Here is a 24263-nt window from a genome sequence, read left to right as displayed (position 1 = left end):
CCGAGAGGCGTTCCCGGTCCGACATCATCAAACCCCGGCGTTAACTTCCACGTCGTAAACTGTTCTGCGTTGGTACCCGAAGCAGTCGATCCGAATGGTGCGCCCAAAAGTGAAGTTCCAGGTCTTTCCCTCCTCCTCGCGTGGCATCGAGCTGCTTCGCGCGTTGACCACCACTATCCGTGGATCGGTGGAGAGCGTGGCCGAAATGATCGGCAGCCCGAGCACCCGTTCCGAGCGCCTGCGTGATCTGGCCGGCGCCGAGGCCGAAGCTTCCGACCTGGTGCACGCGGTGATGACCCACCTGCGAACCAGCTATGTCAGCCCGCTGCCGCGCGAGGACATGTATGCGCTCTCGCGCTTCCTGCACGAAACCATGGAGCATCTGCGCGGCACCGGCGAGCTGATCATGACCGTTGGCTCCACCCCGCTCTCGGAGCGTTCCTCGGAGCAGCTGGAATTGATCTCGCAGCTCGCGGAACTGGCCTCCGATGCGGTGCAGCGGCTGAACAACCTTGATGACCTGGAAGATCATTGGCTGCAGATGCTGCAGTTCTCCAAGCGCGCCTCGCGCACCCATCTGGTGTGGGGCCATGAGATCGCCAATTTTTCCAAGGCAAGCACCATTCATCGGCATCAGCTGGTTGCTGACCAGCTGATGCTGACCGCCAACACCCTGCGCCAGTTCGCCGATCACCTCGGCCGCGTGCTGGTCAAGGAGTCCTAAGGCCCATGACCCTCATTTCGGTGCTCACCGCGGTCGCGCTCGTGCTGACCCTGGCCTACGCGGTGCTCAACGGCATGCGTGATGCTTCCACCGCGGTCGCAGCCTCGGTCAGGACCCGGGCGCTGCGCCCGGGCATTGCGGTGTCCGTGGCGGCCCTTTTTGCCTTCCTGGGCACCATGGGCACCTCGGGGCTGAGCGTGGCCCTGGTGCAGGAATTGAACTTCAATGTGCCCGAGGGCGTTCTAGGGTTGAAACTGCTGATTTGCAGCCTGCTGGTGGCAGGGGCGTGGGGCATCTACTGCTGGTGGCGCGGCCTGCCGATCAGTTCCACCCATGCCCTGCTTTCAGCCTTGGTCGGTGGCAGCGGCGCTTCGGCGTTGATGGGCGACCAGTCGGTGTCCAACGCGTGGGGGCTGCTGCTCTCCTCGGTGATTCTTCCGATGCTGCTCGCCTCGGTGATCGCCTACACGCTCTCGTATCTGCTGGTGTTCCCGGCGACCAGGCTGCTGCGCTACAACACCTCGCGATCGGTGAATGAAGGTTCCCGCGCGGGGCAGGCTGTCGCGGCCGGGGCCGTGGCCCTGGGCCTTGGGCTCCAAGATGGCCAGCGCACCGCCGCCCTGTTGAGCCTGGTGCTGATTACTGGCCGGGCGATGGATCCGGGCCCGGTGACCCTGGCCATCCAGCTTTCCGCGGCGTTCGCCTTGAGCTTTGGTGTGCTTCTGGGCGGATGGCGGATTACCTACACGCTGGGCCGCCGCCTGGTGAATTTTGATCCGCTGCGCGGCATGATCGCCCAGGGCGTTGCCGCCGTAATGCTTTTTGTGGGTTCGCTCGTGCTTCACCTGCCGCTGTCCACGAACCAGTCGGTAACCAGCGGCATCGTCGGTGCCGGACGGAACCAGGCCTTTGAATCGGTCGTGTGGCGCAACGTGCTCAGGGTGTTCCGGCACTGGCTTTTGACACCCGTTGCCTGTGTTGCCGGCGGGGCGATCCTCACCCTGGCGGTGCGCCCGCTGTTTGCTGCAGGCTAGTGCTCGCCGGGGCTGAACAGGTCCTCGATGCGGCAGTTGAACACCGCGGCAAGCTTGAAGGCGAGGGGCAAAGACGGGTCGTAGCGCCCTTTTTCCAGGGAGATGATCGTCTGCCGGGATACACCGAGCTGGTCGGCTAGCGCCTGCTGCGAGAATCCGTGCTCCTTGCGGTAGTCGCCGAGGTTGTTCTCCATTAGCCTTCGGCTCGCTTAATCAGCAGGTAGCGGACCGCGAAATCCACCATGGCCACGAGGACCATGCCGGCTAGGGCCAGACCCAGCGAGACGGCTACCGGAATGAATGAAAACAGCGCTGCACCAAGGCCGCACACGATCAGCAGATCCTGGAATACCCCGACGGCCGCCTTGTCATGCCATTGGCTCTCCACCGATATCTCCGGATTTCTTGTGGCGCCGCGCAAGGTGTTCCGGTCCAGCAGCAATGCCCAGCAGGCTGTTGAAATCACCGGCAGCAAACCTGCGGCCATGATCAATGCTGCCAGCATGAAATGATCCGGGGCATTGAGCCGGGCGAACAGCACGCCGGCGCCAGCGGACAGCACCACGCCAGTGACGAGGCTGGCCGCGACCAGGGCTCCCGGGCCGCCGCCAAAGCGCGAACGGCCCCACTTGCTTTGAGTTGCAGCTTTCATCTCCACACCATTGCTCCCATTCGAATTGATGTAAACCTTACTTTACTGTCAAGCTTGCTTTACGGTCAAGGGTGCTTTACACGAGGAATTAAAAACCAACGGCGCACCAGTATTGGTGCGCCGTTGGCGGTGATCCCCTCCAGGATCCCCGGAAGACCCCCCTTCCGGTTCGTCTATCGCCAGCTCAAGAAGCGGCGATATCCGAAATCTTTATCCGAAGCGTCCGGAGACGTAGTCTTCGGTGGCCTTCTGCTCCGGGTTGGAGAAGATGGCGGTGGTGTCGTTGAACTCGATGAGCTTGCCCGGCTTGCCGGTGCCCGCAATGTTGAAGAATGCGGTCTTGTCGCTCACGCGCGCCGCCTGCTGCATATTGTGGGTCACGATCACCACGGTGAAGTCGTTCTTCAGCTCGTTGATCAAGTCCTCGATGGCCAAGGTCGAGATCGGGTCCAGTGCCGAGCAGGGCTCGTCCATCAGGATCACATCTGGCTTCACGGCGATGGTGCGGGCAATGCACAAACGCTGCTGCTGGCCGCCGGAGAGGCCCGAGCCCGGCTTGTCCAGGCGGTCCTTGACTTCGTTCCACAGGTTGGCGCCGCGCAGCGACTTCTCCACCAGGTCATCGGCGTCGGAGCGCGAGATCTTGGTTCCGTTCAGCTTCACGCCGGCGAGCACGTTGTCCTTGATGGACATGGTCGGGAACGGGTTCGGGCGCTGGAAGACCATGCCGATCTGGCTGCGCACGGTCACCGGGTCGACACCGGCGCCGTAGAGGTCATCCCCGTCCAGCAGCACCTGGCCCTCGACGCGGCCGCCGGGGATCACTTCGTGCATGCGGTTCAGGGTGCGCAGGAAGGTGGACTTGCCGCAGCCCGACGGTCCGATGAAAGCGGTGACGGACTTTGGCTCGATGTTGATCGAGACGCCTTCGACGGCGAGGAACTTGGAGTAGTAGACGTTCAGATCGTTGACGTCAATGCGTTTTGCCATGATGTATTCCTTGGAAAGTTTGGGTTTGTCCGGACCGGAGCCTTGGCTCAACGGCCCTTCTTTGGGGCGAAGATCGAGGCGACCAGGCGGGCGATCAGGTTCAATGCCATCACCATCAGGATCAGCAGCAGGGCGGCAGCCCAGGCTCGCTGCACCGACGGGTCGATGTTCGTCGGGCTGGTCGGAGTCAGGATCTGGTAGTAGATGAAGGTCGGCAACGTGGACATCCAGTTGGCGAACACATTCATGTTGATCTGGCTTGCGATGCCGGCGGTGACCAGGATTGGCGCCGTTTCGCCGATCACGCGGGCGATGGCCAGGGTGACACCCGAGGCGATGCCCGAGATCGCCGTCGGGATGACAACCTTCAAGATGGTGCGCCAGCGGCGCACGCCCAGTGCGAAGGAGGCTTCGCGCAGTTCGTTCGGAACGATCTTGAGCATTTCCTCGGTGGAGCGGACCACGGTCGGGATCATCAGCACGCTCAAGGCCACCGCGGCCACAATGCCCATGCGGGCGTTGGGCCCCAGGATCATGCCGAAGAAAGCGGCAGCGAACAGGCCGGCCACGATCGAGGGGATGCCGGTCATCACGTCAACGAAGAAGGTGATTGCCTTGGACAAGGCCTTTCCCTGCCCGTATTCGACCAGGTACACGGCGGTGAGCATGCCCACCGGAACCGAGATCAAGGTGGCCCAGAGGGTGATCAGCAAGGTGCCGATCACTGCGTGGTAGGCGCCGCCGATCACTGGCTCGCCGTTGGCCACGGTCTGGTTGTCGATGGCGCCGGTGACCCCGTTCATGGAAGAGAACAGGAAGTGGCTGTTGATGCCGGGCAGGCCCTTTTGCAGCACGGTGTAGAGCACCGAGGCCAGCGGGATCAGTGCCACGATGAAGGCGGCGTAGATCAGGTAGGTCCACATGGCATTCTTGCCGCGGCGCTTGCCCTCCACCACGGTGGTGATCACTGAGGCCGCAATCAGGAAGATGATCGCCGAGTAGATCGCGAAGGCGGCAACGCTGAAGCCGGTCAGGGTGGAGATCGCGGCGCCGATGATGATCGATCCTGCGGCGATGGCCCAGATGGCCCATTTCGGCAGCTTGCCCTTGGCCAGGGAGTTGCGCTTGCGCACCGGCGGGGTGGAATTGCCGCTGGCCTGGTTGCTGAGTCTGGTTGTGGTGGCACTCATCAGTTAGCTCCCGAGAATTCCTTGTGGCGGGCGATGATTCCGCGGGCGATCATGTTCACGATCAGGGTGATCAGGAACAAGACCAGACCAGCGGCAATCAGCTCCGAAAGACGCAGCCCGAAGGCTTCGGGGAAGTTCAACGCGATTTCCGCGGCAATCGTCTGGTTGCCGGTTTTGATCAGCGACGGGATCAGGTTGCCGGTGGAGAGCACCAGGGCCACGGCCATGGTCTCGCCCAGGGCGCGGCCCAGGCCCAGCATGACGGCGGAGATGATGCCCGGTCGGGCGAAGGGGATCACCGCGGTGGTGATCATTTCCCAGCGGGTGGCACCCAGGGCCAGGGCCGCTTCCTCATGCAGCTTTGGAGTCTGCAGGAAGATTTCGCGGCTCAGCGAGGTGATGATCGGCAGCACCATCACGGCCAGCACTATGCCGGCGGTGAGCATGGTCTTTCCGGTCTGGCTGGCAGGACCTTCAAAGAGCGGGATGAAACCCAGGTTCTTGGAGAGCCATTCAAAGCCCGGGACCAGGGCCGGTGCCAGGACCATGTAGCCCCAGGCACCGTAGATCACCGATGGGATCGCGGCCAGCAGGTCGATCAGGTAGCCCAGCGGGCCAGCCACCTTGCGTGGAGCGAAGTGCGAGATGAACAGCGCCACGCCGAGGCCGATCGGGGTAGCTACAGCCAGCGCAATGGCTGCTGCAATAACGGTGCCGATAACAATCGGCCAGATGTAGGCAAAGAATCCTTGGCCGCCGGAAATCTCTGCTGGATCAGCAAAGAACGTCGGCAGGGCCTGGATCAGCAAGAAGACCGCAACCGCGAAGAGCGTGATCAGGATCAGTACACCGGCAGCCAGCGCGGCACCGGAGAAGATCTTGTCACCTGCGCGGCCTGAAGTCGATGACTTGCTTGTCAAAGCATTGGTAGTCATGGCTAAAGCCTTTACGAAACGGGGGTGAAGCAGTTTTACCTGCTGGGGGGTGGAGGGGTGTTGCTGGTGCGGGTGGTCGAGTTCACCACCCGCACCAAATACCGGTTGCCCGGTTGGAGTTCTACTTGGCTACGGTGATCGAGTCGATCGCCTTGGCAGCCTTCTCAGCGATGGCCGCCGAGATTGGGGCGTTGCCGGCCGAGTCCTGTGCGGCCTTCTGGCCCTCATCGGAAACTACATAGTTGCCGAAGGCCTTGACCAAGTCCACAGTGGCCTGGTCCTTGTAGCTGCTGCAGAAGATGTGGTAGGAAACCAGCACGATGGGGTAGGTTCCGGCTTCGGTGGTGTCGCGCTTCAGATCCAGCGCGAGGTCGTTCTCGGAAGCACCTTCAACCGGGGTTGCGGCATCCAGCGCCTTGGCAGCAGCCTCGGCAGAGATCTTGGTGTACTCGTCGCCCACCTTGACGTTCACGGTGGACAGCTTGCCCACTGCAGAGTGGTCAGCGTAGGTGATGGCGCCGTTGGTGGAGGTGGTGGTCGAAACCACGCCGGAGGTGCCCTTGGCGTTCTCCGACTGGATGTCGCTTGGCCAGTCGCCGGACACGTCGTAGGTCCAGACATCGCCTGCGGCAGCCTTCAAGTACTCGACGAAGTTCTCGGTGGTGCCGGACTCGTCATTGCGGTGGACCACGGTGATGGCGGTGTCAGGCAGGTCCACATCCGGGTTCTGCTTGGCGATGGCCTCATCGTTCCACTTGGTGATTTCCTTCTTGAACACCTTGGCGATGGTGTCGGCATCCATGTTGATCTCATCGACGCCTTCAAGGTTGAAGGCGATCGCGATCGGGGAAACGTAGGCCGGAATGTTGAAGGCGCCATCCGGGCCGCAAACTTCCTTGGCCTTCTGCGCTTCGTCCTCCTTCAGGTAGGCGTCCGAGCCTGCGAACTGTGCTCCACCAGCCAAGAAGGCTTCGCGGCCTGCACCCGAGCCGTCTGGCGAGTACTGCACGGTGGCGCCCGAGTTGGCTGCCTTGAAGCCGGTGCTCCATGCTTCCATGGCCGAGTTCTGGCTGGAAGCACCGATACCGGTCAAGGTGCCAGTGACGCCAGCTGCGGACGAGCCGGCTGCGCTCTCAGAGCTGGCAGCGGTTGGATTGTCTGAACCGCAAGCGGTCAGTGCGATTGCCGCGACAGAAAGGACGGCAGCTGCACTGCCAAGGCGATTGAGCTTCACGAGTTGTACTCCCCATGTTGAATACTAAATGTAAGAAACTTTTCAGCGGATTCTGCCCCGCTTCATCTATGACGGTAAAGAGCCAAGGTAACCAGCTCCCCCGGCGAAGGTGAACAAGAGGTTAACAGCTTCTACGCCGGCTGGTGATCCTGCTCACGGAAGCAATATGGGCGCATGTTCATCGGCTTCGCGGCCGGTCCGTGGGAGACTGTGCCTATGGCTATTGGGAGCACGCCGAAGCGGATGCCGGCAAAGGTTACCGGCTTCCTCGCCGCGCGAAACCGCTCGGGGCTGCTGCGCGCGCGCAATTCGCTGCCGAGAATCCTGCGCATGACCCTGGGCGCCATAGGCGCTTTCTGGATTGCAGAGAGCATCTGGGGACACACGCAGCCCATTTTTGCCGCCACCAGCGCCCTGATCTCCCTGGGTTTCGGCGCCTCCACCACGGTGCGCAAAACCGCCGAAGTAGCCCTTGGGTGCACCCTCGGCGTGGCCCTGGGCGATACCTTGATGCACTGGTTCGGCCAGGGAATCTGGCAGGCAGCCCTGGTGATGTCGCTGAGCCTGGTTGTCGCCCGCTACCTGGATTCGGGCACCATCTTCTCCACCCAGCTGGGCATGCAATCGGCACTGGTGGTGCTGCTGCCGATCAGCGTCGACGGCCCTTTTGCCAGATCCATCGACGCACTGACCGGGTCCCTGCTGGCCCTGCTGGTCATCGTCTTCTGGCCCACCGACCCGCGCCGCACCCCGGTCGCGGCGCTCAGCGAGCTGTTCAAGGAACTCTCCGAAGCGATCCTCGAATGCTCGTGGGCGATCCGCGACGATGACCGTCGCTCGGCCTTCCATGCGCTGATCAAGGCCCGGGGAACCCAGAAGCATCTCGATCAGCTGCCCGGCGCCTTCAGCGTGTCCAAGGAGATCGCGACCATTTCCCCCGCCGGCCGCCGGCACCGCCACGAACTGAACCGGCTCTCCGAACGCTTCAACCATTACGACTGGACCGCCCGCAACTTGCGCGTTTTTGCCCGCCGGCTGGCTTCGGTGCTCAGCAACGGGGCCTTGACCCCGCAGGGCGCCCAAGCCCTGGCACCGCTGCTGCGCGAAGTCTCGGAGGCGGCGAACTCGTTGTCCCACTCGGTGCGCGAGCAAACCGTTGCCGGGCAGCGGAAATATGAAAAGGCCGCCGTGCTGCAGCTTGAAAATGCCGCGGCGCAGCTTGATCCGCAAGCCTTGGGAGTTGAAGGCTTGCAGGGTGAAGGGCTGGTGCTGCTGCTGCGCCCGATGATCGTGGATCTCCTGGAAGCGGCCGGGCGCAACCATGATGAGGCCATCGAAGCCCTGCCCAAGCTGTCTTGAGCAATTTTGTCCTCCCGGCTCGATAGCATGGGCCTATGGCCAAAACCTCCACGCGCAGCAAGTCCTCGCCCACATTCAAATGCTCTGAATGCGGCTGGACCACCATCAAATGGGTGGGACGCTGCGGCGAATGCCAGGCGTGGGGCACCGTTGAAGAAGTAGGCGTCGTTTCGGCGCGCACCGTGGCCGCGGCCAAGGTGGCGCATCCGGCCAAGCCCATCGCCCAGATCGACGGTTCCGAAGCGGCCTTCCGCCCCAGCGGCGTCTCCGAGCTGGACCGCGTGCTGGGTGGCGGGCTGGTCCCGGCCGCCGCCATCCTGCTGGCCGGCGAGCCGGGTGTCGGCAAGTCCACGCTGCTGCTGGATGTGGCGGCCAAGGCCGCGCAAACCGGGCTTCGGGTGCTCTACCTGACCGGCGAGGAATCAGCCGCCCAGGTCAAATCCCGTGCCGAGCGCATCAATGCCATTGCCGACACCCTGTACCTGGCCGCCGAAACAGACCTCGCATTGGCCCTGGGGCAGATCCAGGAAATCGATCCGCAGCTGCTGATCCTCGACTCGGTGCAGACCTTCTCCTCCGCAGAAATCGACGGGGCGGCCGGCGGTGTCTCCCAGGTGCGCGAGGTGGCCGCCTCGATCATCAACGCCGCCAAGACCCGCGCCATGTCCACCATCATGGTGGGGCATGTGACCAAGGAAGGCTCGGTTGCCGGACCCCGCTTGCTCGAGCACCTGGTGGATGTGGTCTGCCAATTCGACGGCGAGAAGCATTCGCGCCTGCGCATCCTGCGCGCGCTGAAGAACCGCTACGGCGCCACCGACGAGGTGGGCTGCTTCGACTTGAACGAAGACGGCATCGAGTCCCTGACCGACCCGTCAAAGCTCTTTGTCACCCGCACCCGCACTCCGGTTCCCGGCACCTGCATCACGGTGACCCTGGAGGGCCGCCGCCCCCTGGTGGCGGAAGTGCAGACCTTGCTCTCGCGCAGCAACGCCCCGGCTGCCCGCCGTGCCACCAGTGGACTGGACGCGGCTCGAGCGCAAATGGTGGTCGCGGTATTGCAGGCGCGGGCGCATATGGATTTATCCGCCATGGACTCCTACATCGCCACGGTCGGCGGAGTGAAAATCGCCGAGCCTGCCTCGGATTTGGCCTGCGCTCTGGCCCTGGCCTCCTCGATGAACGAGTTCCCGCTGCCGCAGGATTTTGTGGCCTTCGGCGAGGTGGGGCTGGCCGGCGAGGTGCGCCAGGTGCCCGAGATCTCCCGCCGCATCACCGAGGCGCAGCGCCTGGGCTTCTCCTTTGCGATGGCCCCGGCCACCCCCGAACCGCTGAAGAACATCCCCGACGGGATCCGTGTTTTCCAGGTGGAGAACATTGCCCAGGCCCTGGATATCGCCTTCGCCCAGCGGCAGAAGCCAGCACGATAAACTAGAGTGTTGCCGCCCGCCGAAAGGACGCACGTTGAAAGCGAACTCATCCCCCGGTTTTCTTGCCATTCTGGCCCAGATCGCCCCGGGCACCGAACTTGCCCAGGGGCTCGAGCGCATCCAGCGCGGCCGCACCGGCGCCCTGATCGTGCTGGGACATGACAAGGTGGTTGAATCCGTCAGCTCCGGCGGGTTCAGGATCAACACCGAATACACCCCCACCCGCCTTCGCGAACTGGCCAAAATGGACGGGGCGATCATCCTTGATGGCACCGCCCGCCAGATCCTGCAGGCCGGGGTGCAGCTGATGCCCGACGCGCGGATCGACACCCAGGAATCAGGCACGCGCCACCGGACCGCAGAACGCGTGGCGGCGCAGACCGGGTTCCCGACCATCTCGGTGTCCCAGTCGATGCAGACCATCACGCTCTATGCCGCCGGCGAGCGCCACGTGCTGGAACCTGCCGAGCGGCTGCTGGCACGAGGCAACCAGGCCATCGCCACCCTGGAGCGCTACCGGCACCGGCTGGACCAGGTCACCAGCGCCCTGTCGGCTGCGGAAATCGAGGATGTGGCCACCGCGCGCGAAGTATTGGCGGTGTTGCAGCGCACCGAAATGCTGCGGCGCACCAGCGAGGAAATCTCCCGCAACGTCCTGGAGCTGGGCATCGACGGGCGCCTGCTGGCCGCCCAGCACGCGGAATTGCTCTCCGGCATCCAGATCGACAACCAGCTGCTGATGCACGACTATGCGCAGGCCGAAGGCCAGGAACTGGATATCGACGTCGCCCTCGAGCGCCTGCACGAGGTCTCCGACGCGCAGCTGATCGACCTTGAGCCCCTGGCCAAGATCCTGTTCCCGCAGGGCACCATCGGACAGGACGACCAGCTCACGCCCAAGGGCTACCGGCTGCTTTCGCAGATTCGAACGGTGCCCAAGGCCATTGGCGACCGGCTGGTGGCGTCCTTCGATAATTTGCAGCTGCTGATGGCGGCGTCGACGACCGCGCTGATGGAAATCGAGGGCGTCGGCGAACAGCGTGCCCGTTCCATCCGCGAAGGACTGGCCCGCATGGCCGAGTCCTCGCTGCTGGACCGCTACATCTAAGGGGCTACTCCAGGGTGAAGCTCACCGGTTCGGATTCGATTTCCCCGATGGCCGCGGTGAACTTGTAGGTGCCCGGGCGCGGCTGCACGCTCACGGCTTTGCAGCCCGGGGCCGAGCGATCACGATTCCAGGTGAAGCGGGCATTCTCCTTCTGCCCGGGGGCGAAGACCAGCTGGACGTCCTCGCCGTTTTGCAGGCAGTCCACGGTGGAGAAGACCCTGTCGGCGCCGCTGGAGATCAGGAATTCCTGCATGCTGGTGCCCACGTTCAGTTCGCACTCGCGCTTGGAGGTATTTTCGACGCCCAGGATCAGTACCGGCTTTTTGCCCGCGGCATAGCTCTTCGCGTCCGTGGAGGCGGTGACCTTGACTTCGCCCGCCTTGCACTTCTTGCCCGCATCCTGATCGGAGTCCGGGCTTTGGGCAGGCGCGCTGGACTGCGCCGTGGGGGCAGGCGCTGCAGGATTTTCTGGATCCGGTGACAGCAAGCCGGCAATGGCGGCAATGCCCCAGATGATCAAGCCCACCAGTACCAAGGCGATCACCGCGAAGGTGATGCGCCGGCGCCGATAGACGCTGGCTGGAAGCTTTCCCCCTGATGCATTGCTCATGGCTTAAGGCTAGTTCATTGGCGTCCGGGAACCCGGTAATGGCAGGGGAATCGAGGCAATGAAGCGTCGTTGGCTACAGTGGTGTGGTGCAACAAATCCATCGCCAAATCAATCAGTGGTACCAGAAGAACTCCCGGGACCTGCCGTGGCGCAAAGAAGGCGTGAGCGGCTGGGAGGTGATGGTCAGCGAATTCATGCTGCAGCAGACCCCCGTGGTGCGTGTTTTGCCGGTCTGGGAGGAATGGATGCGCCGCTGGCCGCGGCCGCAAGACCTGGCTGGCGAACCGCTGTCCGAAGCGCTCAAGGCCTGGGGCCGGCTGGGATATCCACGCCGGGCCCAGCGCTTGCATGCCGCCGCCGTGGAAATCACCACCGAGTACAACGGCCAGGTGCCGCGCACCGAAGACGCGTTGAGGGCCTTGCCGGGCGTCGGGGACTATACGGCTGCGGCTATCGCCTGTTTTGCCTTTGGCGAGCCCACCGTGGTGGTTGATACCAATATCCGCCGGGTTCACGCCAGGCTCTTTGGCGGCATGGCCCTGCCCGAGCCCAGCCCGCGCGCCAGCGAATTTGCCCGCGCCCGGCAGGTGCAGCCCGAGGATGCCGAGCAGGCCAATGCGTGGAACATCTCGGTGATGGAGCTCGGTGCGCTGGTGTGCACCGCGCGCAGCCCCAAATGCGATTCCTGCCCGGTCTTTGAGAGCTGCGCATGGATTGCGGCCGGGCAGCCGGCCCCGCATTACACTCCCAAGGGCCAGGCCTGGAAGGGCACCGACCGCCAAGTGCGCGGAGCGATCATGGCGGTCTTGCGCGAGCATGAGCATCCGGTGCCGCAGGCTTCCTTCCTGGCGGACCTTGGCGGGCAGGAGCATCCCGCCTATGTGGCGCTGGAAAAATTGCAGGCCGAATCCCAGCAGCGCGAGCGGGCACTAGCCGGATTGCTCAAGGACGGGCTGGCAGTGCTCGAGGATGGCGGCGTGCGCCTGCCATCCTAGCTATGCTTGGCGCATGAACGATTCGGTTGACCCGGCCGCTGCCGCACAGCAGGCGGCACGGCACCCGCTCTTTGAGCGCTTGGCCCGGCTGGGCTACGTCGCCAACGGCATTTTGCACGCCACCTTGGGGGTGCTCGCTTCCGTGGTGGCCACCGGCGGCAAGGCCCAGGCCGATCAAAGCGGTGCCATGCGGGCGCTATCGGCCCAGCCCTTTGGTGTTGCGCTGCTGTGGATCTGTGCCATCGGAGCCCTCTTATTGGGGCTGTGGTCGCTGGCGCAACTGCTGCTGCCCGGGAAGAAAACGCGGGAACGGCTCAAGCTTGCGGGCACCGGGCTGGTCTTTTTGGCCGCAGGGTTCACCTTTGGCCGTTTTGGCATGGGCAATCCCAGCGACTCGGAGCACACCGCCACCAGTCTCAGCGGCGAGCTGATGAAGTCCTTGGCCGGCAGGGCGGCACTGGTGGCTCTCGGCGCGGTGCTGCTGGTGATGGCCGGCTACTACATCTACAAGGGCGCCAGCAGAAGGTTCCTTGATGACTTGCACCGCTCCAGCCGGCGCGAAATCTCTTGGGCGGTCAGGTATTCCGGGATGATCGGCTACCCGGCCAAGGGCCTGGTTCTTGGCGCCCTGGGTTTGCTGTTCATTGTGGCCACCGTCCAGGGCGATCCCGAAGAGGCTGGCGGCATCGATGGCGCGCTCAAGGCGATCCGCGACCAGGATCACGGGTCGGTGGCCTTGGGCGCCATCGCCGCTGGGCTGATCAGCTATGCCCTGTACCTGATATTGCGGGCCCGCTATGACCGGATGGACTAGCCGGGGCTAGTCCAGGGTGATGATCATGCGGGTATTGCCCAGGGTGTTGGGCTTGACCCGGGCCAGGTCCAGGAATTCGGCGACGCCCTCATCGCGTGAGAGCAGGATTTCCTGGTATACCGAGGGGTCCACGGCGCTTTGATCGGCCATCACGGAAAAGCCCTGGCGCTCGAAGAAGGACACTTCGAAGGTCAGGCAGAAGACGCGGGCCACGCCTACCGCCTTGGCCCGGCGCAGCAGTTCCTGCAGCAGCACATGGCCCACGCCCATGCCGCGCACCTGATCGGAGGTGGCCAGGGTGCGGATCTCGGCAATATCTTCCCAGATCACGTGCAGGCCGCCGCAACCAACAACATTTCCGTCCGCGTCTTGGGCTATGACGAATTCCTGGATGGACTCGTAATAGGTGACCGCTTCCTTGTCCAGCAAGATGCGCTCTTCGGCCAGCGGACGGACAAGGTCGCGAATGGCCGGGACATCACTGGTTTTGGCGGAGCGGACGGTAAAAGTATTCACCTTTCAAATCCTATGCCCGATGGCCGGCAGATCCGAAGCCGGTCCCGGATATGTCATAGTGCCCGGGAAGCCGGCTCGCTGGTGCAAGAACTTGGCTAGAATCGCGGTAGCGCCAAACAGAAGGATGAGGATGACAGCCAGAGAAGCACGCCCCGGATTCGGGCTGCTGGCCATCCTCCTGGCAGCCGTCGGCATTGCTCCGCTGCTGAGCTATGGGCTGAACGCCACCAGCGACCTGGTGATCCGCGACCTGGGCATCAGCGAATCCCAGTTCGGGCTCTTGGCTACGGTCTGCTTTGGCTGCGCTGCCATTGGCAATCTGGCGTTCGGGAAATTCTCCGATGCACAGCCCGATGCCCGGTTGATGCTGATCATCTTTGGCACCGCGGCCCTGGCCATGGGCTTGGCTGCGGTGGATGCCGGGTATGCGCTGCTGCTCGCGGCGTCGGGGATCGCTGGCTTCGCGCAATCTTTTCCCAATGGGGTGACCAACCGGATCCTGGCCCAGCGCGTGCCCAGCGCCTGGCGCATTGGCTGGACCGGAATCAAGCAGTCCGGCGTGCAGGTCTCCCAGCTGGTGGGCAGCCTCGCCTTCCCCCTCTTGGCCGCGTTCATCGGCTGGCAGGGCGCCTCCTTGGCCGGGGCTGTGGTGGCCGCTGGCTTGGCGCTGCTGGCACTGCGCGTTCTCCAGTCCGCCCCGTTGCTCGCGGCCCCGGCACCCGGCAAGAGCAGCCGGAGCGGCACGGCGAACAGCGAGCCGGCAGCCGGCGCGGCGGACTCCACGCGGTTCATCATCTACGCTTTGACCCTTTTCGGGTTCATCAACGGTGTGGGCGTGCAGGCCACCAACGTCTATTTGGCGCTGTTTGCGGTGCGCGAATTGGACTTCTCGCTGGTGGCCGGAGGGCTGACCGCTGCCGTGGCCGGGATCGTGGGGGTCAGCGCACGGGTTGGCTGGGGGCAGATGATGTCCCGCGGAGTGGCCGCGCCCAAGCTGCTGCTTCTCTTGGCGCTGCTGGCCACCGGTGGCGGCACGAGTTTCCTGCTGGCCCAGCAGCTGCATTCGCCGATTCTGCTCTGGGTTGCGGTGGCACTGCACGGCGCCTCGGCGCTCGGGGTCTCCGTGGTGCTGATGGCGGCGCTGCTCCGCGTGGTTCCGGCTAGCCGCTTGGGCAGCTCCAGCGGCCTGGTCTCCGCGGGGCAATTCGGCGGCTTCACCGTCGGGCCCCTGGCCATGGGGCTTCTGGTTGGTTCTCCTGGCGGTTTCACCGCAGGCTGGATCTGCGTTATCGGGGTATACCTGTGCTGCACGCTGCTGGGCGTCTTCCTGGTCCTGCGTTCAGCGCGGAGGCGATAGCCCATGGATAACCAGGCGCTGAAGGTTCTGGCTCACCTTCGCCGGGCCAAGGACCTGATGGACCGGCACTACGATCAGCCGCTGGATGTCCCGGCGATGGCCAGCAAGGCAGTGATGTCCCCCGCGCACTTTTCGCGCGAGTTCAAGCGGGCCTACGGCGAGACGCCCTATTCCTACCTGCTGACCCGGCGCATTGAACGGGCCATGCACCTGCTGCGCTCCGGGGTCTCGGTCACCGATGCCTGCATGCAGGTTGGCTGGAGCTCCCTGGGTTCTTTCAGCACGCGCTTCACCGAGGTTGTCGGCGAGACGCCCACCGCCTACCGGGAACGCGATCACGAGGATTCTGAACATATCCCGGCGTGCATTGCCAAGATCCTGTTGCGGCCCTCGAGATTCTGAGCAGTTTTGAAGAAGCCGTGGACACCATCCAGCTTCTAAGCTGAATCCATGGCAAATATTTCAGTTCAGCATTTCCCGCTCATCGTTCTCGACGTGGACGAAGCCCTGGCTTTCTACCGCGACGGCTTGGGCCTCGAGGTCGTTTCAGATGTCGCCAACGGCGACTTCCGCTGGGTTTCGCTTGGCGTTCCAGGCCAGCCCGGCTTGAATATCGTGCTCTCCGCTCCGGGAGCCGGCCGCTCGGACGAGGATGCACAGGTCATTGCGGAGCAGGTGGCCAAGGGCGCCTTCGGGCCATTGGTCTTTTCCGTGGCTGACCTTGATTCGCTCTTCGAGTCGCTGTCGGCCAGTGGCGCCGAGGTGCTGCAGGAGCCGGCTCTCCAGCCGTGGGGACCACGCGACTGCGCATTCCGCGACCCTTCGGGCAACATGATCCGCATCAACCAGGCAGCCTAGGAGCAAAAGATGGCAAACGAAGAAAAGACCGGCTTCAGCGATGCCGAGAAAGCAGCAATGAAGGATCGCGCGGCAGAGGTCAAGGCGACGAAGAAGCGCATGACCAAGGCTGAGAAGGCCGCCGCGGCCCTGGCCGCGGTGGAAGAAAAGATCGCCTCCTACGAGGGCACCGACAAGGTGCTGGCCCAAGCGCTGCATCGGATCATCACCTCAACGGCACCCGAGCTGGAACCCAGAACCTGGTACGGGATGCCGGCCTACGCCCTGGACGGCAACATCCTGTGCTTCATCCAGGATGCGGCCAAATTCGGTGCCCGCTACCTGACCCTGGGCTTCAACGATGCGGCGAAGCTGGATGACGGGACACTGTGGGCCACATCCTTCGCCATCACCTCATTGGATGGGCAGCAGGAGCAGATGATTGCCCGGCTGGTCAGCAAGTCCGTGGGACGCTAGCTGCGCGCCAGGGCGATGCCGATCAAAGGAACCTAGGGGACGAGTGTTTCCTGCTTTGCGCGTGGCAACGACCACGCCAGGACCGGAGCCGAGAGCCCAAATACGACGACTAGCCCAAGCAGCCCCATGCCCACGGGCAGGGAACCAGCTTCCTGCGCTTGTCGCCCCATCACGGTTACAAGCATCGATGCGCCCAGTGAAAGAATGCCGAACCCTGCCGCGAGGAAGCACACGACGATGGCCTTGGGACCTGGATACCAATGCCCCAGGGAATAGAAGTCCCGATAGGCCACAATGCCGATCAGCAAGCTGATGGCTGCGACTGCGCCAATGACCAGGGCTGCAAGCCACAGCGGGCCATATCCGGCGCCGTCGGGGCCCGCATGCCGAGCCAGCTGGCCGGGCAATAGCGGTCGCAGCACTGCATAAAGCACGGCATAGGCCACGATTGCCAGGCCCGAAATGACAATTAATCGGCCGATTCCGCTTCGCTTCATGGAATCAGCCTACGATCAATGGAATTAAAGTCAACGAGCCGCGGAACCAGTTTCATCTGGTTCCCCGGCTCGTCGCTAGTCAGGTGCTGCGCTTAGCTTTCCAGCGCAGCCGGTGCCGGCTCGCCTTCCAGCTGGCCGGTGCCGCCCTCAGCGTGGAAGACGAACTTCTGCTCCGCTCCCTCGCCTTCGACGTCCACCGTGACCTTCTGTCCGGCAAGGATCTGGCCGAAGAGGATCCGCTCGGAGAGCTGGTCTTCGATATCGCGCTGGATGGTGCGGCGCAACGGACGGGCACCCATGGCTGGGTCGTAGCCGCGCTGTGCCAGCAGGCTGCGGGCAGCCTGGGTCAGCTCGATCGTCATGTCGCGTTCCTTCAAGCGCTTGGCCAAGCGGCCAACAAACAGGTCGACGATCTCTTCGATCTCGTCCTGGTTCAGCTGCGGGAAGACCACGGTGTCATCAACACGGTTCAGGAATTCAGGGCGGAAGTGCTGGCGCAGCTCTTCCTGGACCTTGGCCTGCATCCGCTCATAACCGGTCTTGGTATCCGCGGCCGACTGGAAGCCGGTCATCACACCCTTGGAGATGTCGCGGGTACCGAGGTTGGTAGTCATGATGATGATGGTGTTCTTGAAGTCCACCACGCGACCCTGGGAGTCGGTCAAGCGGCCGTCTTCCAGAATCTGCAGCAGCGAGTTGAACAGGTCGGCGTGGGCCTTCTCCACCTCGTCGAAGAGCACGACGGAGAACGGACGGCGGCGGACCTTCTCGGTCAGCTGTCCGCCTTCTTCGTAGCCGACGTAGCCTGGAGGGGCACCGAACAGGCGGGAAACGGTGTGCTTCTCCGAGTATTCGGACATGTCCAGGGTGATCAGCGCGTCTTCCTCGCCGAAGAGGAACTCTGCCAGCGCCTTGGCCAGCTCGGTCTTGCCGACACCGGTTGGGCCGGCGAAGATGAACGAGCCGCCTGGGCGGTTTGGATCCTTCAGGCCTGCACGGGTGCGGCGGATCGCCTGGGAGATGGCCTTGATCGCCGAATCCTGGCCGATCACGCGCTTGTGCAGTTCGTCTTCCATGTTCAGCAGGCGCGAGGACTCTTCCTCGGTCAGCTTCACTACCGGGATGCCGGTGGAGTTTGCCAGAACTTCGGCAATCAGCTCTTCGGTGACCTCGGATACTTCATCCATGTCACCGTTGCGCCACGACTTTTCCTTTTCGTTGCGCGCCTCGATGAGCTTGGACTCCTTGTCGCGCAGCGAAGCGGCGCCTTCGAAGTCCTGAGCGTCGATCGCAGCTTCCTTCTCCAGGCGTACGGTCGCGATCTCCTCGTCCATTTCCTTCAGGGCAGGAGGGGCGGTCATGCGCTGGATGCGCAGGCGGGCACCGGCTTCATCGATCAGGTCCACTGCCTTGTCTGGCAGGAAGCGGTCCGAGATGTAGCGGTGGGCCAGCGTTGCGGCAGCCTGCAGCGCGCCATCGGTGATGGTCACGCGGTGGTGTGCCTCGTAGCGGTCGCGCAGGCCGCGCAGGATTTGCGTGGTCAGCTCAACCGAAGGCTCCTTGACCTGGATCGGCTGGAAGCGGCGCTCGAGCGCGGCATCCTTCTCGATGTTCTTGCGGTACTCGTCAAGGGTGGTGGCGCCAATGGTCTGCAGCTCTCCACGAGCCAGCATGGGCTTGAGGATCGAGGCAGCGTCAATAGCGCCTTCGGCGGCACCGGCACCCACGAGGGTGTGGATCTCATCGATGAACAAGATGATGTCGCCACGGGTGCGGATCTCCTTGAGAACCTTCTTCAGGCGCTCTTCGAAGTCACCGCGGTAGCGCGAGCCGGCCACCAGGGAACCGAGGTCCAAGGTGTACAGCTGCTTGTCCTTGATGGTTTCTGGCACGTCGCCGCGGACGATCGACTGGGCCAGGCCCTCGACGACAGCGGTCTTGCCAACACCAGGCTCGCCGATCAGCACCGGGTTGTTCTTGGTGCGGCGTGAGAGGACCTGCATGACGCGTTCCATCTCGTGCTCGCGGCCAATCACCGGATCGAGCTTGCCTTCGCGGGCTGCGGCGGTGAGGTTGCGGCCGAACTGGTCCAGTACTGCTGAACCAGCCGGGGTGCCTTCCTGCTGCCCGCCCGAGCTGACACCAGCGGAGGCAGTTTCCTTGCCGCCCTGGTAGCCCGAGAGCAGCTGAATGACCTGCTGGCGCACGCGGCCGAGGTCGGCACCCAGTTTCACCAGCACCTGGGCGGCTACGCCCTCGCCTTCGCGGATCAGGCCGAGCAGGATGTGCTCGGTCCCAATGTAGTTATGTCCCAGCTGCAATGCTTCGCGCAGCGACAATTCCAAGACCTTCTTGGCGCGAGGAGTGAACGGGATGTGACCGGAAGGCGCCTGCTGGCCCTTGCCGATAATCTCCTGAACCTGCTCACGTACGGCACCCAGCGAAATATTCAGCGACTCGAGCGCTTTTGCGGCTACACCGTCACCTTCGTGGATTAGGCCGAGCAGCAGGTGCTCGGTGCCGATGTAATTGTGGTTGAGCATGCGCGCCTCTTCTTGGGCGAGCACGACAACTCGACGGGCACGGTCGGTAAATCTCTCAAACATCTTCGGCACACTCCTTGCTTACCAATAATTCGATGCTACGCATCTAGCGCCTTCAATTCGCCCTTGTTCGCCACGGGGATAACCCGATCAGTTGCGTCAGCCCTGATTTCCGGCTCCGGGAAACGGGAGCGAATGCATTTTAGTTATTGCACAAACACTATTATCTTCAACCAAATTAAATGGATATATCACGGTCGCCGTTATAAGAAAATGAGTCGGCACATAGAATGTGCCGACTCATTTGAAGTTTATCTGCAACCGAATGAATTACTTCGTGCGGTTGCGACCGCCTTTGCGCATTGCAGCATTGTAGGCATCTACAACTTCTGCATTAAGGCGCCCGCGGGCATTGACCTTAATATTATTCTCTTTTGCCCAGGCGCGAATAGCTGGAGCTTCGCTGGTTGCAGTCTGCTTCGACGAACGCGCAGCTTCTACATACGGTTCAATAGCCGCGTGGAATTGTGCAGCATGCTCGTCGTTCAAATCAATTTCGAAGTGCTGGCCAGCAACACTAAAAGCAATTGATTCGGTTGCTTCGCTACCATCAATATCATCAATCAGGGCAATTTGAACCTGACGTGCCATCTGAGGATTCCTCCGAGCTTGAATGTGCTGGACTATCTGGTTTGAACCCACCAGTCCTTTTCAATGTTCAAGCCTATACAAATAACGCCTGGGAATTCTAATTCTGATCAGAATTCACAAGATTCTTTCAGGAATACCCTAATTCTCGTTAGACTGATTATTGGAATCCGAACGATTTTGAATAAGCGCATCGGCTTCCGCTTCGGCTTGGCGCTCTTTTCGGTCCGCGTTTGTAATAACTTTCATCACGTACCAAAAAAGCAACGCCAGGCAGATAGTCGGAACAATTGCCTCGATATATGGCATTTCTATGCCTCCGGCTTGAGCAGTGGGAAGAGAATGGTTTCGCGGATGCCTACATTGGTAAAGAGCATCACCAGGCGGTCAATGCCCAAACCGATGCCGCCCATTGGCGGGGCACCATATTCCAAGGCACGCAGGAAGTCTTCATCGAGCTGCATCGCTTCGGGATCGCCGCCGGCGGCCAGCAGGGACTGCTCGGTGAGGCGCTCGCGCTGGATGACCGGGTCGATCAGCTCGGAGAACGCGGTTCCGCGTTCCATGCCGCCGATGATCAGGTCCCAGGCCTCGATAACCCCTGGCTTCGAGCGGTGCGGACGAGCCAATGGCTGGGCCAGCGGCGGGTAGTCGCAGACGAAGGTCGGGTCGATCAAGGTCGGTTCGACGATCTCGCCGAACAGCTCAATCACCAGCTTCTGGGCACCCCAGGCAGGATCGATCTTGACTTCGTGCTTTTCGGCAATTTCGCGCAGCACCGAAGCCTCGGTGTCCGGGGTGATCTCGACGCCCACGGCATCGGACAGACCCGGGTACACGCTGAGCCAGCGCCATTCGCCATCCAGGTTGGCGGTACCCTTGGGGGTCTCGATGCTGCGGCCGGCTCCGATGGCGTCGGCGGCATTGAGGATGATCTCCTTGATGCGGTCGGCCATGACGTACTGGTCTGCGTAGGCTTCGTAGGATTCAAGGGTGGTGAATTCCGGCGAGTGGGTCGAGTCGACGCCTTCGTTGCGGAAGATGCGTCCAACCTCGAACACTCGGTCCACGCCGCCGACAACGCAGCGCTTGAGGTAGAGCTCGGTGGCGATGCGCAGGGTCATTTCCTGGTCGAAGGCATTCAGGTGGGTCTTGAATGGGCGGGCCGAAGCACCACCGTGGACCAGCTGCAGCATCGGGGTCTCAACCTCGACGTAGTTGTGGTTCTCGAGGGTGTTGCGCACGGCGCGAACAATTGCTGCGCGCTTGTAGACCATCTCGCGGGCTTCATTGCGCACGATCAGATCGGCGTAGCGCTGGCGAACACGGGTTTCCTCGTTCAGGTCGGCATGCAGCACCGGCAATGGGCGCAGGGCCTTGGAAGCCATCTCGAATGCATCTGCCATGATCGACAGCTCGCCGCGGCGGGAGGAAATCACCTTGCCGCTGACAAAGACGTGGTCACCCAGGTCGACCAGGGACTTCCACGCAGCCAGGCGCTCTTCGCCGACATTGGCCAGCGACAGCATGACCTGCAGGCGCACGCCTTCGCCCTTGGGGCCGCCCTCCTGCAAGGTGGCGAAGCACAGCTTGCCGGTATTGCGCATGAACACGATGCGGCCGACAACGCCCACCACATCCTCGGTTTCTTCGCCGGCTTCGAGGTGCTCGTATTTGTCGCGGATTTCCAGCAGGGAGTGGGTGCGGGCCACACCCACAGGGTAGGCTTCCTCACCCTTGGCCAAGAACTGGTTGCGCTTATCGGCACGAACCTGTCGCTGGTCGTTGGGATCAATGGGCTGTGCGGGATTATTTTCGGAAGTCACAATAGTCCATTCTACGTGTCATTGTGCACGGATAAAGCCCATCATGATCAGACTTACACCCCGAAGTTCAGCCAGCGACGACGGCAGGGCACCGGAAAAGCGAACTTTCCGATGCCCTGCCAGAGTGTTTTGATTATTACCAGATTTCAACGCGCTGCGCTGGATCCAGCCACATGCCATCTCCCGGCTTCGTGCCGAAGGCCTCGTGGAATGCCTCGAGGTTCTTGGGAACCTGGTTGCAGCGGAATTCGCCCGGCGCGTGCGGGTCGGTGCGCACCCGGACCACAGCGGTTTCCGGGCGGATGAGGGTGCGCCAGCATTCGGCCCAGGAGTAGAAGAAGCGCTGGTCGCCGGTGACACCGTCGATCACCTCGTCCTCGGTGATTCCGCGGGCCGCGAGCTCGAGCTTGTACGCCTTATAGGCGATGCCCAATCCACCCAAGTCGCCAATGTTTTCACCCAAGGTCAGGGCGCCATTGACATTGTGCTCCGGCGCTTCGGTAGGCGAGAGCGCGTTGTACTGTTCTACCAGCTTGCCGGTGAGCTTCTCGAAAGCGGCCCGGTCATCATCGGTCCACCAATTGGTCAGCTGGCCGCTGCCGTCAAACTGCGATCCCTGGTCATCAAAGCCGTGGCCGATCTCGTGTCCGATCACCGCGCCGATGGCGCCGAAGTTCGAGGCGATATCCCGGTCCACATCAAAGAACGGCAAGCGCAGGATGGCTGCGGGGAAGGCGATCTCGTTCAGCAGCGGGTGGTAGTAGGCGTTCACCGTCTGCGGGTACATGAACCACAGCTCGCGGTTAACGCCGTCGTCGATCTTCTTCAGCTCGCGCTTGAATTCGAATTCGTTGGCGGATGCCAGGTTGGCGATGACGTCCAGCTCATCGGTGGTGATGGACGAGTAGTCGATCCACTCGTTCGGGTAGCCGATCTTCGGGCGGAACTTCGAGAGCTTGTCCAGCGCCTTTTCAATGGTCTGCTCACCCATCCACGACAGCTCGCCAATGGAGATCCGGTAGGCCTCGATCAGACGCTGCACCAGCTGGTCCATGGCGGCTTTGGCTTCTGGCGGGAAATTCTCGGCAACGTAAAGCTGGCCGATATCTTCGCCGACCGCGCCTTCGGTGAAGGCGACACCACGCTTCCAGCGGTCCTTGATCTGCTCCACCCCGCCGAGCTTGGCGGAATAGAAGGAGAAGTTCTCATTCACGAAGTCGCTGGAGAGGTAGGGCGCGAAGGAACGCAGCACCTGCACACGCAGCCAGTTCTTCCATGCTTCCAGCGGCTGCTCGGCGACTAGTCCTGAGAGCCCCTCGAGGTAGCTTGGCTGCCAAACGACAACTTCCCCATAGTAGTTGGCATCGATTCCGGCACCAGACAGCCACTCTTTCAGCCCGGCGAAGAGGTCAAAGAGCTGCTCGCCGCTCAAGAGGTTGTAGCGGGCCTGGGCATCGCGGACCTTGACCCTGTCCCAGTGGCATTCGGCGATGGCCGTTTCGAGCTCGACAACTTGAACCGCGGCTTCCTCGGCGCCGTCAAAGCCGCCGAGGCTGAGCAGGCGCACCAGGTGCTCACGGTAATCGGAGACGGTCTCTGCCAGTTGCTCGTCGTGGTAGTAGGACTCGTCCGGAAGGCCCAGGCCGCCTTGGAGGAAGGTCAGCAGGTTGCGCTCCGGATTGCCCGCATCATTCATGGCCCCGATCTCGAGGAATCCGCTGATGCCCTTGCGGTAGAACGAGCCAGAGAGTTCAAGCAGGGATTCGACGCTTTGGATTTCGGAGATGGCCTGCAGGTATCCGGCGATCGGTCCCGCACCGCGCTCTTCGATGACTGCTTCATTCATGAATGAGCCATACAGGTGGGCGATGCGTTGTGTTGCTCCATCGGTGGCTGAGCCCGACTCGTAGGCCTGGACCGCTTCCTTGATAATGGCGTGAACTGCGTCTTCTGCCTGGTCGCGCAGTTCCATGAAGGAACCGTAGATCCCCTGGTCTCCGGGGATAGTGGCGGTTTCGAACCACTTGCCGTTGCTGTGGCGGTAGAGATCGTCCTGGGGACGAATCGAATCGTCGCGATAGCGCAGCGGGCTCGTTGTCTCAGTAGTCAAAGCAGGGCTCCCTCGGTAGCAGATCTCGTTTTATCTACTACACACTGTAACCAGTTCCCCGATGAAATAGAGCGTGAGTACCAATGGTGCGCGGACGGCTTAAACAGGTTTGGGCCCTGACACAAACTGTGTCAGGGCCCAAACCACATATTATCCAAGTTAAGTCCGGCGGTGACCTACTCTCCCACACCCTCACGAGTGCAGTACCATCGGCGCAATGGGCCTTAGCTTCCGGGTTCGGTATGGGACCGGGCGTTTCCCCCACGCTATGACCGCCGTAACAATCACGAAGCACACAAACCAACCATTCCTGGTCATATGTGTTTCCAGTGCCAGGACCGAAGCCCTGCACCTGCAAAAGTTTTATGGTTTCAGAG

Annotated in this window: 25 protein-coding genes and 1 rRNA gene; 11 read left to right on the top strand and 15 right to left on the bottom strand. The window is 62.4% G+C overall.

Features of this window, described 5'->3' with window-relative positions; genetic code table 11:
* Window positions 1–94 precede the first annotated feature (94 nt).
* Together AOZ07_RS00655 and AOZ07_RS00650 are read left to right on the top strand one after the other, a co-directional pair.
* Entirely contained in the window at window positions 95–724 is a 630-nt protein-coding gene (locus tag AOZ07_RS00655; protein WP_060700242.1) for a hypothetical protein, read from the top strand.
* Window positions 725–729: 5 nt separating this feature from the next.
* Window positions 730–1758 carry an inorganic phosphate transporter gene (locus tag AOZ07_RS00650; RefSeq protein ID WP_060700241.1) on the top strand — a complete coding sequence of 343 codons (1029 nt, stop codon included), beginning with the start codon at window positions 730–732 and terminating at the stop codon, window positions 1756–1758.
* Here the strand turns inward: AOZ07_RS00650 and AOZ07_RS00645 are convergent.
* The 6 genes from AOZ07_RS00645 to pstS form a co-directional block, all read right to left on the bottom strand.
* Window positions 1755–1952, bottom strand: coding sequence for a helix-turn-helix transcriptional regulator (locus AOZ07_RS00645; RefSeq protein WP_060700240.1), 198 nt, complete (start codon window positions 1950–1952; stop codon window positions 1755–1757). The two genes, AOZ07_RS00650 and AOZ07_RS00645, sit on opposite strands and share 4 nt — an antisense overlap.
* Window positions 1952–2410 carry a hypothetical protein gene (locus tag AOZ07_RS00640; RefSeq protein ID WP_060700239.1) on the bottom strand — a complete coding sequence of 153 codons (459 nt, stop codon included), beginning with the start codon at window positions 2408–2410 and terminating at the stop codon, window positions 1952–1954. The genes AOZ07_RS00645 and AOZ07_RS00640 overlap by 1 nt, the downstream gene beginning before the upstream one ends.
* Before the next feature lie 210 nt (window positions 2411–2620).
* A complete protein-coding gene (gene pstB, locus AOZ07_RS00635) occupies window positions 2621–3400 on the bottom strand; it encodes a phosphate ABC transporter ATP-binding protein PstB (protein ID WP_028268887.1) in 780 nt (259 codons plus the stop codon).
* 47 nt (window positions 3401–3447) lie between these two features.
* On the bottom strand, window positions 3448–4590 hold the full coding sequence (gene pstA, locus AOZ07_RS00630; RefSeq protein WP_060700238.1) for a phosphate ABC transporter permease PstA: 1143 nt from the start codon (window positions 4588–4590) through the stop codon (window positions 3448–3450).
* On the bottom strand, window positions 4590–5525 hold the full coding sequence (gene pstC / locus AOZ07_RS00625; protein ID WP_060700237.1) for a phosphate ABC transporter permease subunit PstC: 936 nt from the start codon (window positions 5523–5525) through the stop codon (window positions 4590–4592). The genes pstA and pstC overlap by 1 nt, the downstream gene beginning before the upstream one ends.
* Before the next feature lie 121 nt (window positions 5526–5646).
* A complete protein-coding gene (gene pstS / locus AOZ07_RS00620; protein WP_060700236.1) occupies window positions 5647–6759 on the bottom strand; it encodes a phosphate ABC transporter substrate-binding protein PstS in 1113 nt (370 codons plus the stop codon).
* Window positions 6760–6975: 216 nt separating this feature from the next.
* On the opposite strand from pstS, the gene AOZ07_RS00615 reads away from it, so the two are divergent.
* From AOZ07_RS00615 to disA, 3 genes are read left to right on the top strand one after another with little or no spacing between them, the layout of a single operon-like run.
* Window positions 6976–8118, top strand: coding sequence for an FUSC family protein (locus tag AOZ07_RS00615; RefSeq protein WP_060703240.1), 1143 nt, complete (start codon window positions 6976–6978; stop codon window positions 8116–8118).
* A gap of 35 nt (window positions 8119–8153) precedes the next feature.
* On the top strand, window positions 8154–9548 hold the full coding sequence (radA, locus tag AOZ07_RS00610) for a DNA repair protein RadA (protein ID WP_060700235.1): 1395 nt from the start codon (window positions 8154–8156) through the stop codon (window positions 9546–9548).
* A 34-nt stretch (window positions 9549–9582) separates the two neighbouring features.
* On the top strand, window positions 9583–10656 hold the full coding sequence (gene disA / locus AOZ07_RS00605; RefSeq protein WP_060700234.1) for a DNA integrity scanning diadenylate cyclase DisA: 1074 nt from the start codon (window positions 9583–9585) through the stop codon (window positions 10654–10656).
* Window positions 10657–10660: 4 nt separating this feature from the next.
* Here disA and AOZ07_RS00600 read toward each other — a convergent pair whose 3' ends face one another.
* A complete protein-coding gene (locus tag AOZ07_RS00600) occupies window positions 10661–11266 on the bottom strand; it encodes a hypothetical protein (RefSeq protein WP_060700233.1) in 606 nt (201 codons plus the stop codon).
* 86 nt (window positions 11267–11352) lie between these two features.
* Here AOZ07_RS00600 and AOZ07_RS00595 point away from each other — a divergent pair, with 86 nt between their 5' ends.
* Both AOZ07_RS00595 and AOZ07_RS00590 read left to right on the top strand, forming a co-directional pair.
* Entirely contained in the window at window positions 11353–12261 is a 909-nt protein-coding gene (locus AOZ07_RS00595) for an HhH-GPD family protein (RefSeq protein WP_060703239.1), read from the top strand.
* 13 nt (window positions 12262–12274) lie between these two features.
* Complete coding sequence (locus AOZ07_RS00590; protein ID WP_060700232.1) at window positions 12275–13075, top strand: DUF1206 domain-containing protein; 801 nt, start codon at window positions 12275–12277, stop codon at window positions 13073–13075.
* A 6-nt stretch (window positions 13076–13081) separates the two neighbouring features.
* Here the strand turns inward: AOZ07_RS00590 and AOZ07_RS00585 are convergent, their stop codons facing one another.
* Window positions 13082–13591: an amino-acid N-acetyltransferase gene (locus AOZ07_RS00585; protein WP_060700231.1), complete on the bottom strand. Its 510-nt coding sequence runs from the start codon at window positions 13589–13591 to the stop codon at window positions 13082–13084.
* 130 nt (window positions 13592–13721) lie between these two features.
* On the opposite strand from AOZ07_RS00585, the gene AOZ07_RS00580 reads away from it, so the two are divergent.
* Genes AOZ07_RS00580 through AOZ07_RS00565 form a run of 4 tightly spaced genes read left to right on the top strand, consistent with a single transcriptional unit; the run spans window position 13722 to window position 16262 of the window.
* Window positions 13722–14948, top strand: a complete 1227-nt coding sequence (locus AOZ07_RS00580; RefSeq protein ID WP_060700230.1) for an MFS transporter — start codon at window positions 13722–13724, stop codon at window positions 14946–14948.
* Window positions 14949–14951: 3 nt separating this feature from the next.
* Window positions 14952–15350, top strand: a complete 399-nt coding sequence (locus AOZ07_RS00575) for a helix-turn-helix domain-containing protein (RefSeq protein WP_060700229.1) — start codon at window positions 14952–14954, stop codon at window positions 15348–15350.
* A gap of 48 nt (window positions 15351–15398) precedes the next feature.
* Complete coding sequence (locus AOZ07_RS00570; RefSeq protein WP_060700228.1) at window positions 15399–15806, top strand: VOC family protein; 408 nt, start codon at window positions 15399–15401, stop codon at window positions 15804–15806.
* A 9-nt stretch (window positions 15807–15815) separates the two neighbouring features.
* Window positions 15816–16262, top strand: coding sequence for an iron chaperone (locus AOZ07_RS00565; RefSeq protein WP_060700227.1), 447 nt, complete (start codon window positions 15816–15818; stop codon window positions 16260–16262).
* A gap of 32 nt (window positions 16263–16294) precedes the next feature.
* Here the strand turns inward: AOZ07_RS00565 and AOZ07_RS00560 are convergent, their stop codons facing one another.
* The 7 genes from AOZ07_RS00560 to rrf form a co-directional block, all read right to left on the bottom strand.
* Entirely contained in the window at window positions 16295–16759 is a 465-nt protein-coding gene (locus AOZ07_RS00560) for a hypothetical protein (RefSeq protein WP_060700226.1), read from the bottom strand.
* Window positions 16760–16851: 92 nt separating this feature from the next.
* The gene (locus AOZ07_RS00555) at window positions 16852–19365 is read right to left on the bottom strand and encodes an ATP-dependent Clp protease ATP-binding subunit (protein ID WP_060700225.1); all 2514 of its coding nucleotides are present in this window, start codon (window positions 19363–19365) and stop codon (window positions 16852–16854) included.
* Between the two features lie 267 nt (window positions 19366–19632).
* Entirely contained in the window at window positions 19633–19953 is a 321-nt protein-coding gene (locus tag AOZ07_RS00550; RefSeq protein ID WP_022876972.1) for a histone-like nucleoid-structuring protein Lsr2, read from the bottom strand.
* A gap of 138 nt (window positions 19954–20091) precedes the next feature.
* Window positions 20092–20259 carry a hypothetical protein gene (locus AOZ07_RS18580; RefSeq protein WP_186467995.1) on the bottom strand — a complete coding sequence of 56 codons (168 nt, stop codon included), beginning with the start codon at window positions 20257–20259 and terminating at the stop codon, window positions 20092–20094.
* 2 nt (window positions 20260–20261) lie between these two features.
* A complete protein-coding gene (lysS, locus tag AOZ07_RS00545; RefSeq protein WP_060700224.1) occupies window positions 20262–21776 on the bottom strand; it encodes a lysine--tRNA ligase in 1515 nt (504 codons plus the stop codon).
* Window positions 21777–21912: 136 nt separating this feature from the next.
* A complete protein-coding gene (locus AOZ07_RS00540; protein ID WP_084793086.1) occupies window positions 21913–23886 on the bottom strand; it encodes a M13 family metallopeptidase in 1974 nt (657 codons plus the stop codon).
* A 163-nt stretch (window positions 23887–24049) separates the two neighbouring features.
* Window positions 24050–24166: ribosomal RNA gene (rrf, locus tag AOZ07_RS00535) — 5S ribosomal RNA — on the bottom strand.
* Between the last annotated feature and the right edge of the window lie 97 nt (window positions 24167–24263).

The organism is Glutamicibacter halophytocola (assembly GCF_001302565.1).
In the GTDB taxonomy this organism is placed as follows: domain Bacteria; phylum Actinomycetota; class Actinomycetes; order Actinomycetales; family Micrococcaceae; genus Glutamicibacter; species Glutamicibacter halophytocola.
The sequence above is the reverse complement of the archived record's forward strand: the minus strand, read 5'-3'. Positions and strand labels throughout refer to the sequence as shown.